Annotated in this window: 11 protein-coding genes; 6 read left to right on the forward strand and 5 right to left on the reverse strand. The window is 75.5% G+C overall.

Features of this window, described 5'->3' with window-relative positions; all coding sequences use genetic code 11:
- The first annotated feature begins 10 nt into the window (after positions 1-10).
- The 4 genes from ACFV2S_RS35425 to ACFV2S_RS35440 all read left to right on the forward strand — a co-directional run bounded on the left by ACFV2S_RS35425 (position 11) and on the right by ACFV2S_RS35440 (position 4,189).
- Positions 11-763 (forward strand): LytR/AlgR family response regulator transcription factor, encoded by a 753-nt coding sequence (locus tag ACFV2S_RS35425; protein WP_385569408.1) that lies wholly within the window; start codon positions 11-13, stop codon positions 761-763.
- A gap of 78 nt (positions 764-841) precedes the next feature.
- The gene (locus ACFV2S_RS35430; protein WP_385569411.1) at positions 842-1,228 is read left to right on the forward strand and encodes a hypothetical protein; all 387 of its coding nucleotides are present in this window, start codon (positions 842-844) and stop codon (positions 1,226-1,228) included.
- A gap of 19 nt (positions 1,229-1,247) precedes the next feature.
- Positions 1,248-2,981 carry a cation acetate symporter gene (locus ACFV2S_RS35435; protein WP_385569414.1) on the forward strand — a complete coding sequence of 578 codons (1,734 nt, stop codon included), beginning with the start codon at positions 1,248-1,250 and terminating at the stop codon, positions 2,979-2,981.
- Complete coding sequence (locus ACFV2S_RS35440; RefSeq protein WP_385569419.1) at positions 2,978-4,189, forward strand: histidine kinase; 1,212 nt, start codon at positions 2,978-2,980, stop codon at positions 4,187-4,189. The genes ACFV2S_RS35435 and ACFV2S_RS35440 overlap by 4 nt, the downstream gene beginning before the upstream one ends.
- Here ACFV2S_RS35440 and ACFV2S_RS35445 read toward each other — a convergent pair whose 3' ends face one another.
- The 3 genes from ACFV2S_RS35445 to ACFV2S_RS35455 form a co-directional block, all read right to left on the reverse strand.
- The gene (locus ACFV2S_RS35445) at positions 4,190-4,636 is read right to left on the reverse strand and encodes a hypothetical protein (protein ID WP_385569479.1); all 447 of its coding nucleotides are present in this window, start codon (positions 4,634-4,636) and stop codon (positions 4,190-4,192) included.
- Between the two features lie 265 nt (positions 4,637-4,901).
- The gene (locus ACFV2S_RS35450; protein WP_385569423.1) at positions 4,902-5,333 is read right to left on the reverse strand and encodes a PaaI family thioesterase; all 432 of its coding nucleotides are present in this window, start codon (positions 5,331-5,333) and stop codon (positions 4,902-4,904) included.
- 4 nt (positions 5,334-5,337) lie between these two features.
- The gene (locus tag ACFV2S_RS35455; protein WP_383800504.1) at positions 5,338-5,895 is read right to left on the reverse strand and encodes a sigma-70 family RNA polymerase sigma factor; all 558 of its coding nucleotides are present in this window, start codon (positions 5,893-5,895) and stop codon (positions 5,338-5,340) included.
- Between the two features lie 260 nt (positions 5,896-6,155).
- On the opposite strand from ACFV2S_RS35455, the gene ACFV2S_RS35460 reads away from it, so the two are divergent.
- Positions 6,156-7,349, forward strand: coding sequence for a CapA family protein (locus ACFV2S_RS35460; protein ID WP_385569429.1), 1,194 nt, complete (start codon positions 6,156-6,158; stop codon positions 7,347-7,349).
- 20 nt (positions 7,350-7,369) lie between these two features.
- On the opposite strand, the gene ACFV2S_RS35465 is transcribed toward ACFV2S_RS35460, so the two are convergent.
- On the reverse strand, positions 7,370-7,831 hold the full coding sequence (locus tag ACFV2S_RS35465) for a universal stress protein (RefSeq protein ID WP_385569433.1): 462 nt from the start codon (positions 7,829-7,831) through the stop codon (positions 7,370-7,372).
- A 105-nt stretch (positions 7,832-7,936) separates the two neighbouring features.
- On the opposite strand from ACFV2S_RS35465, the gene ACFV2S_RS35470 reads away from it, so the two are divergent.
- On the forward strand, positions 7,937-8,788 hold the full coding sequence (locus tag ACFV2S_RS35470) for a polysaccharide deacetylase family protein (protein ID WP_385569437.1): 852 nt from the start codon (positions 7,937-7,939) through the stop codon (positions 8,786-8,788).
- Positions 8,789-8,853: 65 nt separating this feature from the next.
- On the opposite strand, the gene ACFV2S_RS35475 is transcribed toward ACFV2S_RS35470, so the two are convergent.
- A complete protein-coding gene (locus tag ACFV2S_RS35475; RefSeq protein ID WP_385569440.1) occupies positions 8,854-9,516 on the reverse strand; it encodes a class F sortase in 663 nt (220 codons plus the stop codon).
- Positions 9,517-9,754 lie beyond the last annotated feature (238 nt).

The following is a 9,754-nucleotide window of genomic DNA, read 5'->3' on the forward strand; positions in this document are numbered from 1 at the left end:
ACTCCCGCGCATGCTGCGCGTCCTGGCCGTCGACGACGAGGAGCCCGCCCTCGGCGAGCTGCTCTACCTGCTGCGCGCGGACCCCCGGGTGCGGACCGCCGAGGGCGCCGGAGACGCCACCGCCGCCCTGCGCCGGATCGGCCGGGCCCTGGAGGCAGGGCCGGACGGTGACGAGGCCGTCGACGTCGTCTTCCTCGACATCCACATGCCCGGCCTCACCGGACTCGAACTGGCCCGGCTGCTCGCCGGCTTCGCCCGGCCCCCGCACATCGTCTTCGTCACCGCCCACGAGGGCTTCGCCCTCCAGGCCTTCGACCTCAAGGCGGTCGACTACGTCCTCAAGCCGGTCCGCCGCGAGCGGCTCGCCGAGGCCGTGCGCCGCGTCCACGCACTCGTCCACGCCACGGCCGCACCCGCCGCTCCGGCCGTCCCCGAGCAGATCCCCGTCGAACTCGGCGGCGTCACCCGCTTCGTCCCCGTCGAAGAGATCGCCTACGTCGAGGCCCACGGCGACTACGCCCGCCTCCACACCGACCACGGCAGCCACCTCGTCCGCATCCCGATCTCCACCCTGGAGGAGCGGTGGGCCGACCGGGGCTTCGTCCGCATCCACCGCAGCCACCTCGTGGCCCTCGCCCGCGTCGACGAACTCCGGCTGGACGGCGGCGCCACCTCCGTCCGGCTCGGCGACACCGACCTCGCCGTGAGCCGCCGCCACGCCCGCCACCTGCGGGACCTCCTGATGCGGCGGGCCGGCGGCTGAGCCGCCCACCCCTACCGGCACCGCACCCACTCTGCGTACACTCCACGAGCCAGCGAGCGAGTCAGAGAGCGGACGCCGATGCCGGAGCACCACCCCCCGCGCAGGCCCCGGCGCGAGACCGTCACCTACGCCTCCGCCCACGGCCCGGGAGCCCTGCCCGCACCCGCCGGACGGCGCCCCGCCCACCCGCCGGCCCGCTCCGAGATCGACGAGCAGACCAGCCTCGGCCACACCTACGTCCGCTCCCTGATGCGCAGTCAGCTCCGCGCCGCCCTCACCGCCCTCGGAGCCCTGGCCCTGCTCGTCGGCCCGCTGCCGCTGCTCCTCGCGCTGCCCGCGCCCGAGGCGCTCGTCTGGGCCGCCCTCGGCTTCGGCGTGTACCCGGTCGTGTGGGCCATCGCCCACTGGTACGTCCGCAGGGCCGAGCGCAACGAGCGCGACTTCACCGGCCTCGTGGAGCGCTGAGCACGGTGGACACGCCCGCATGAACCAGGCCTACGCGGTCGCCGCCGTCACCGCCGTCGTCCTCGCCACCGTCCTCATCGGCGCCCTCGGCCTGCGCATCTCCCGCACCACCTCCGACTTCTACGTCGCCTCGCGGACCGTCCGGCCGGGCCTCAACGCCGCTGCCATCAGCGGCGAGTACCTCTCCGCCGCCTCCTTCCTCGGCATCGCCGGACTCGTCCTCGTCCAGGGCCCCGCCATGCTCTGGTACCCGGTCGGATACACCGCCGGATACCTGGTGCTGCTCGTCCTCGTCGCCGCCCCGCTGCGCCGCTCCGGGGCGTACACGCTCTCCGACTTCGCCGAGGCCCGCCTGGAATCCCCACAGGCCAGGCGGCTCGCCAGCCTCTTCGTCGTCGGCATCGGCTGGCTGTACCTGCTGCCGCAGCTCCAGGGCGCCGGGCTCACCCTGGAGATCCTCACCGGCGCCCCCGACTGGGTCGGCGGCCTGCTCGTCGCCCTCGTCGTCACCGGCACCGTCGCCGCCGGCGGCATGCGCAGCATCACCTTCGTCCAGGCCTTCCAGTACTGGCTGAAGCTCACCGCCCTGCTCGTCCCCGCCCTCTTCCTGCTCGCCGCCTGGTACGGGGACGGCGCGCCCCGGGCCCGCTTCGACGCCCCCGCCGTGCTGCGCGGCCACACCGTCGTCAAGGTCGCCGACACGGTACGGATCCGGCTCGACGAGCCGCTCACGGTGACCGTCACCGGAGAGGTGGACTCCGCCGCGCACACCGGCGGGACCGTCACGCTCGCCCCCGGCACCCACCGGGTCCTGGGCGGCACCACGCTCTCCTTCGCGCCGGGCAGCGCGCTGCCCGAGCGGGCCGCCACGGGTGCGGACCCCCTCGGCTGGTCCCAGCCGCTGGCCGGCGGCCGCGACGGGCACCAGCTGTACGCCACGTACGGGCTGATCCTCGCGACCTTCCTCGGCACCATGGGCCTGCCGCACGTCGCCGTCCGCTTCTACACCAGCCCGCACGGCCGCGCCGCCCGCCGCACCACACTCGTCGTCCTCGGACTCGTCGGCGCGTTCTACCTGCTGCCGCCCCTGTACGGAGCCCTGGGGCGGATCTACGCCCCCGAACTCGCCCTCACCGGCTCCGCCGACGCCGCCGTCCTCGTGCTGCCCGACCGGATCGTCGGCGGTCTCCTCGGCGACCTCCTCGGGGCGCTCCTCGCCGGCGGCGCCTTCGCCGCCTTCCTCTCCACCGCCTCCGGACTCACCATGTCCGTCGCCGGGGTCCTGACGCAGGACGTGCTGCCCTCCCGGGGCGTCCGGCACTTCCGCCTCGCGACGCTGCTCGCCACGGCCGTCCCCCTGGGCGTCGGGGTGGTCGCCTCCAAGGTGCCGGTCGCCGACGCCGTCGGCCTCGCCTTCGCGGTGTCCGCCTCGTCCTTCTGCCCGCTGCTCGTCCTGGGCATCTGGTGGCGGCGGCTCACCCCGCCCGGCGCCATGGCCGGCCTCCTGCTCGGCGGCGGCTCCGCCCTCGCGGCCGTGATGGCGACCCGGGCCGGAGCCGCCCCGGGGGGCTGGCCGCACACCCTGATGGCCTGGCCGGCCGTCTGGTCCGTCCCCCTGGGGTTCCTGACGATGGTCCTCGTCTCGCTCGCCACCCCGCGCCGGATCCCGCCCGGCACCCCCGCCCTCCTCGCCCGGCTCCACCTCCCGGAGGAGATCACCGGCACCGTCCCCGCCCAGGAGGCCCGCCGATGAGCGGCATCGCCCTCGCCGCGGCCGCCGCCGCCGGCGCCGTGCTGCTCGCCGCGGGCTTCGCCCTCGGCCGCCTCGCCGCCCGGCGCGACGGCCGCGCCGCCGCCGATCCCGACCTCGGCACCCCCGTCGAACGGGCCACGTTCCACACCCTGCACACCGCCTCGCTCGCCGCGCCCCCGCTGCGCGCGGGTCTCACCGAGGAGACCGCGCGCAAGGCCGCCCGCACGCTCCGCTCGCTGCTCGGCACCGAGGCGCTCTGCCTCACCGACCGGGGCGCGGTCCTCGCCTGGGACGGGCCGGGCGAGGACCATCACCGCGCGCACGTCCCGGAGCAGGCCGCCGAGACCCTGGAGACCGGCCGCAGCCGCTCCGCCCACAGCGGCTGCGACGACCCGGCGTGCCCCCTGCGCTGGGCGGTGACCGCCCCGCTCACCGGGGAGGACGGGGTCCTCGGCGCGCTCGTCGCCTACGGCTCGCGGGAGTCCGCCGTCCTCGTGCGGGCCGCGACCGAGGTGGCCCGCTGGGTCTCGGTCCAGCTGGAACTGGCCGAGCTGGACCGCTCGCGCACCCGGATCGTGGAGGCCGAGATACGCGCCCTGCGCGCCCAGATCTCCCCCCACTTCATCTTCAACTCCCTCGCGGCCATCGCCTCGTTCGTGCGCACCGATCCCGAGCGGGCCCGTGAACTGCTCCTGGAGTTCGCCGACTTCACGCGCTACTCCTTCCGCAGGCACGGCGACTTCGCCCAGCTCGCCGACGAACTGCGGGCCGTCGAGCAGTACCTGGCCCTCGCGGGAGCCCGGTTCGGGGACCGTCTGAAGGTGACGCTGCAGATCGCGCCCGAGGTGCTGCCGGTGACCCTGCCGTTCCTCTGCCTCCAGCCGCTCGTGGAGAACGCCGTCAAGCACGGGCTGCAGGACCGGGAGCGGGGCTGCCGGGTCACGATCGCCGCCCGGGACGCGGGCGCCGAGGCGGTGGTGACGGTCGAGGACGACGGCATCGGCATGGACCCGGAGCTGCTGCGCGCCGTCCTGCGCGGGGAGCACCCCGCGGGCTCCGGCATAGGCCTGTCCAACGTGGACGAGCGGCTGCGCCAGGTGTACGGGGCGGAGCACGGGCTCGTCATCGAGACCGGGGTCGGTGCCGGGATGAAGGTGACGGTACGGGTTCCCAAGTACCGTCCGGGGGTGCACCCTTCGGCCTCCTAGTCAGCGCAGGTGCAGCGAGAGGTGCGCCAGGGGGAGGCCCAGCTTCCAGGCGGGCAGCCAGATCTGCTCGGCCTCGTCGACGGGCTCCTCGGGGCCGGTGCGGCCGTCGAGGTCGGCCGCGAGGATCCAGGTGTCCCGCAGCCGGCGCCAGGCGGCCCGCGCGAGTGCCAGGTCCGGGCCGTCGCCGCCGTCGGCCGTCCGCGCGGCGAGCCGCTCCTCGACCCAGGGCGGCCAGGGCCGGTCGTACGCGGTGTGCCGCAGCCATGCGTCGACGCGACGGGCCGACCAGGCGCCCGCGGTCCCGGCCGCCCCGTCCGGTTCGCCGGTGAGGTGGACGGTGAGGGCCAGGGCCTGGAGGCCCGCCCGGTACTCCAGGGAGCCGGGGGCCACGAGCGCGGCGGCCCGCAGCACCTCGTCGGCCAGGTACTCGGCGCACAGCCAGGCCATCGGGACGGCGAGGCCGCCGCCGCTCGTGCCGCCGGCGCCGTTCGTGCTCTCGGGCAGCAACGCTCCCACCTTCTCCCGGACGTGAGTGGCCCCGGATGTCAGGGGCCCGGGGGAGAGCCTCCTCCGTGAAGGGCGCCCGCGGGTCCCGCTTTGCTCAACTCGCCCGAGCGGTTTCGGATACGTTTCCCGGCCGGATCGGTGCGGGTGAGGTTCCTGGTGCGCGGTGGGTCGGGCGGGGCGGGAGAGGCGTGGAGTCCGGGCGGGTTCAGCCGAGGAGCGCGTACACGGCGGTCGCGTGGGCCGCGGTCTCCCGGGTGCCGTCGGCCGTCATGGTGATGTCCGCGAAGGCCATCCGCCTGCCGGACTTGGTGAGCCGGGCGCGGACGAGGACGTCGGCGCCGGTCACCGCGCGCTGGAAGCTGATGGACTGCTGGACGGTGGTCATCGGCACGAAGCCGCCGCGGGCCGCGGCGACCGCGATGACCGTCGCGGTGTCGGCGGCGGCCATCAGCGCCTGTCCGGAGAGGCCGCCGCCCTCCCGGGCGAGCCGGTCCGACCAGGGGAGCCGCAGCACGGCCTCGTGGCCGTCGTCGGATCCGGGGGACCCGACCGATTCGACCGTGAGCCCCAGATCGAGGACCCAGGGGGCGAAGTTGTCGGCGAGGACCTGTTCGGCGGCGGTGAGAGTCAGCGTCACGGCGTCATTGTGGGGCCCCGGCGCGGGCCCGGGCAACGGGCGCGCGGCGCGGCCGGTAGCCGGGCAGGGAGCGGCCCAGCTGCCGCAGCGCGTAGTGCGAGCGGGACTTGACGGTCCCGGCGGGGATGCCGAGTTCGACGGCGGCCTCGTTGACGGTGAGGCCGTGGAAGTAGAGCCGGACCAGCACCGCGCGGTGCTCGGGGCTCAGCCCGCGCACGGCCGCCCGCACGTCGAGCGCGGCGTCGGCGGACGCGGTGGCGTCGGCGGGGTCGGGCGTCACCGCGAGGACGCCGTCGCCGATCTCGGCGGGCCGGGCGAGGCGTGAGCGGCGGGCGTCGATGGCGATGCGGCGGGCCACGGTGAAGAGCCAGGGCCGCATCGAGGCGTAGGGACCGTCGAAGGCCTCGGGGTGGAGCCAGGCCCGTACCAGGGTCTCCTGGGCGAGGTCCTCCGCCCGCTGCCGGTCCCCGTGGGTCAGTCCGAGCAGGAAGGAGAGCAGCGCGGGCCCGTGGTCCCGCTGGAGCTCCTCCAGGGTCCGCTCGTCGGTCGTCGCCGTCGTCATGCCGCCCGCCTCTCCCTCACCTCGTCGTCCGGGGCGTATACGAACGCATCCGGACGGCGGGGGACAGGGAACGGACAGCGGTCTGCGACGAACGGTCGCACCGAGCGGTGAATGGCGCGGTGAACGGTCGGACGGAGCCGGTGCGTCCGATTCAGCGGGGTTCATCACCCCGTGCGGCCTTGACCCTTGACTGCGGCTTCCCCGGGAGATCTGTTCATCAGAACAGATGTTCATCACACGAACCGGGCGGAGTGCCGGACATGACCTCACGCACCAGACCCGCGGGGGCGGCACTGGCCGCTCTCCTGCTCGCGGCGGCGACCGGCTGCGCCGACGGGAGCGGCCCGGCCGGCGGCACCCCCACCCCGGGCGCCCCGACCGGGGCCGCCCCGTCCGCCGCGCCCGGCGGACCCTCGGCGCCCGCCGGCTTCACCCTGGTCGCCTCCGGCGACATCCTCCCGCACGACTCGGTCATCCGACGGGCCGCCGAGGACGCGGACGGCGCGGGCCACGACTTCGGCCCCATGCTCTCCGGCGCGAAGCCCGTCGTCTCCGGCGCCGACCTCGCGATCTGCCACATGGAGACCGTGTACGGGAAGGAGGGCGGCCCCTACACCGGCTACCCGGCCTTCACGTCGCCCCCCGAGATCGCCGCCGCGCTCAGGGCCACCGGCTACGACTCCTGCTCCACCGCCTCCAACCACACCCTCGACGACGGGGCCGCGGGCCTCCGCCGCACCCTCGACGCCCTCGACCGTGCGGGCGTCCGGCACGCGGGCTCCGCCCGTACGGCCGAGGAGGCGGCGAGGCCCACCCTGCTCACGGCCGGCGGCGCCACGGTCGCCCACCTCGCCTACACCTACGGCACCAACGGCTACCCGCTGCCCGAGGGGCAGCCCTGGGCGGTCGCCGTGCTCGACGAGGGCAGGGTGATCGCCGACGCGCGTGCCGCCCGTGCCGCCGGCGCCGACGTGGTCGTCGTCAGCGTCCACTGGGGCAGCGAGTGGCAGACCGCACCCGACGAGCGGCAGCTCTCCCTCGGCCGGGCCCTGACCGCCTCGCGGAGCGGCGGGCGCCCGGACGTGGATCTCGTCATCGGTACGCACGCCCATGTGCCCCAGGCCTACGAGAAGGTCAACGGGACCTGGATCGTCTACGGGATGGGCGACCAGATCGCCGGCGACATGATCAACCACGAGGGTGCGTACGATCCGCGCGGCAACCGGAGCAGCATCGGCCGCTTCACCTTCGGCCCGCCCAGGACCCCCGGCGGACGCTGGGAGGTCACGAAGGCCGAGTTCCTTCCCCAGTGGTTCGACACCGCGCGCGGGCGCGTGGTCGACCTCACCGCGGCCGACGCCGGGGACGCGCGCGGGGCGGAGATCCGCGACGGCATCAGGGACGTGGTGCTCGGCCGGGGGGCCGGCCGGGACGGCCTGGTGATGGGGAGGTAGGACGGGGCACGCCCGGCCGGTCAGGGCACGACGGTGACCGGCCAGCGGCCCGCCCTCACCAGACGGACCGCGACCGAGCCGACGAAGCGGTGGCCCGCCGACTCCGAGGCGCCCACCACCACGGCGTCCGCGGTCAGTTCGTCCGCGGCCCGGACCAGGCCCGCGTAGGCGTCGCCGCGGAAGGTGTGGAACTCCCACCGGATCCGCCACAGGTCCTTGACCCGCTCGGCGGACTTCCGGATCTCCGCGACGAGCTCGTCGGCGATCTCCTCGGTCGTCCCGGTCACCGGAACGCCCAGCGCCGCGCCCGCCGGGATCACCGGCTGCACGTACACGAGCGCGAGCAGCGCGTTCTGGCGCCGGGCGAGCCCGGCCGCGTACGACACGGCACGCAGGGAGGAGGCGGAGCCGTCGACCCCCGCCATGATCACTTTGGGGCCGTCGGTGCCGCGTTCGAACCGGCCGGGCTGCTGTTCGCTCACCCCGCGAGGCTATCGGCTCATCGGGTGCTTTCGGACGGGGGTCCGGTGTCGCTGAGCTGCGCGGCCCCTCGCCCGTACGAACCATTGGTCATGAAAAAGGATCAGATGCCTCATGGGCGGCGGGCGGTGCTGCGTCTCGCCGCGGCGCTCGGGGCCACCGCCACCGTCGGAGTCCTCGCGGCCGACCGGTTCGCCACGCCCGAGACGGCCGGCGGCGCCGCCCCCGCACCCCGCGGCACGCCCGCCGCGGGGCCGGCCGCCGGACCCCCGGCACCGGCCGCCCGCCCGCTCCCGTCCGCGTACCGGCTCCAGCCCATGACCGCGTACGCGCCGCCCGCCTTCCGGCGCGCGGTCCCGCCGGTGCGGCAGCGGCCCTTCCTCAGCGTGTCCGGCACCGGCCGCTCGATGGTGCTGACCTTCGACGACGGACCCGACCCCCGGTACACCCCCGGCATCCTGGAGACCCTGCGCCAGTACGACTGCCGGGCGATGTTCTTCGTCTGCGGCGAGATGGCCGTCGACAACCAGGACCTGCTGCGCGAGATGGACGCCGACGGCCACGTCGTCGGCAACCACTCCTGGTCCCACCCCCTCGTCCCCAAGCTCAAGCCCTCCCGGATCCGCGACGAGCTCGGCTCCACCAGCGAGGTCGTCGAGCGGGCCATCGGCGCGGCACCTCTCTGGTACCGCGCGCCCTACGGGGCCTGGAACAAGCACTCCTTCGAGATCGGCGCCGAACTCGGCATGGAGCCGCTCGCCTGGACCGTCGACACCCTGGACTGGACGGAACCCGGCACCGGGCCCATCGTCCGCCGCGTCCTCGACGGCGCCGCGCCCGGCGTCGTCGTCCTCTCCCACGACGCCGGCGGGAACCGCTCGCAGAGCGTGGCCGCGCTCCGCCGCTACCTGCCCGAACTCCTCGACGCCGGCTACCGGATGACCGTCCCCCGGCGCTGACCCCCGGGTACGGCGGAAGGGCCCCGGCACCTCGGGTGCCGGGGCCCTTCGCGCGCGCGTGCCGGCTAGCGCGAGCCGACCATGCGGGCGTAGACCACGACGTTCCCGTCGTAGCCGCGCTGGCGCGTGTAGCCGCCGCCGCAGGTGATCACCCGCAGCTCCGGCTCGCCGTTGTCGGCATAGACCTGCACGCCGGGGAAGTTGTCCTTGGCGTACACCTCGATGCCGTAGATCTCGAAGACCGCGACCCGGCCGTCGTACCGCTCGACCTCGATGTGCTGGCCCTTCTGCAGGGAGCCCAGGCCGTAGAAGACCGCCGGTCCCCTGGCGTTGTCGACGTGGCCGACGATGACGGACGTGCCGCGCTGGCCGGGCGCGATGCCGTTCTGGTACCAGCCGGCGAGATTCGGGTCCTCGGGGGGCGGGGCGGCCACCCAGTCGTCCGCGTCCAGTCCCACGTCCATGACGGGTGCGGCCACCTGGATCGCCGGGATCTTGATCCGGGACGCCGGGGCGAAGGGCAGCGGCTCCAGGCCCGCGTTCGCGGCGGGCGGCGTCGGGGTGACCGGGTGCCCCACCGGGCGGGCCGCGGCGGCGGGTTGGGGCGGCCCGAGGGCGACGTCCACCCCGTTGCGCATCATCGCGAGTCCGGACAGCATGGCGAGGGCCAGGACGCCCCAGGGTTGGCGTCTCCTGCGCGGGAAGACGCGGAAGTCCTTCGGGGGCATGGTTCTCCCTTCTCGGCGTCGTCAGAACGGTAGATGCGGCCCGGCGGACCGTCGCGCCGGACGGCGCGAACGGGTGGGGCCCGCCTCCGGACGGGTGTCCGGGCCCCGGAGACGGCGTGCGGTCCCGGGGGGGGGCCCCCCCGCCCCGGCCGCCGCGGGGCGCCGGGCGGCGCGGCGCGGGCGCGCGCGCCCGCGGCGCGGGCGCGCGCGGGCGGGCCCGCGCCCGCGCGCCCCCACC

The organism is Streptomyces sp. NPDC059695, assembly GCF_042733785.1.
Taxonomy (GTDB): Bacteria; Actinomycetota; Actinomycetes; order Streptomycetales; family Streptomycetaceae; genus Streptomyces.

Bases quoted from the DNA above. Each gene is read 5' to 3' on its own strand.
- ACFV2S_RS35435 (WP_385569414.1), top strand. From the start codon at position 1,248: ATGAACCAGGCCTACGCGGTCGCCGCCGTCACCGCCGTCGTCCTCGCC.
- ACFV2S_RS35440 (WP_385569419.1), top strand. From the start codon at position 2,978: ATGAGCGGCATCGCCCTCGCCGCGGCCGCCGCCGCCGGCGCCGTGCTG.
- ACFV2S_RS35445 (WP_385569479.1), bottom strand. From the start codon at position 4,636: ATGGCCTGGCTGTGCGCCGAGTACCTGGCCGACGAGGTGCTGCGGGCC.
- ACFV2S_RS35425 (WP_385569408.1), top strand. From the start codon at position 11: ATGCTGCGCGTCCTGGCCGTCGACGACGAGGAGCCCGCCCTCGGCGAG.
- ACFV2S_RS35475 (WP_385569440.1), bottom strand. From the start codon at position 9,516: ATGCCCCCGAAGGACTTCCGCGTCTTCCCGCGCAGGAGACGCCAACCC.
- ACFV2S_RS35460 (WP_385569429.1), top strand. From the start codon at position 6,156: ATGACCTCACGCACCAGACCCGCGGGGGCGGCACTGGCCGCTCTCCTG.
- ACFV2S_RS35430 (WP_385569411.1), top strand. From the start codon at position 842: ATGCCGGAGCACCACCCCCCGCGCAGGCCCCGGCGCGAGACCGTCACC.
- ACFV2S_RS35455 (WP_383800504.1), bottom strand. From the start codon at position 5,895: ATGACGACGGCGACGACCGACGAGCGGACCCTGGAGGAGCTCCAGCGG.
- ACFV2S_RS35470 (WP_385569437.1), top strand. From the start codon at position 7,937: ATGCCTCATGGGCGGCGGGCGGTGCTGCGTCTCGCCGCGGCGCTCGGG.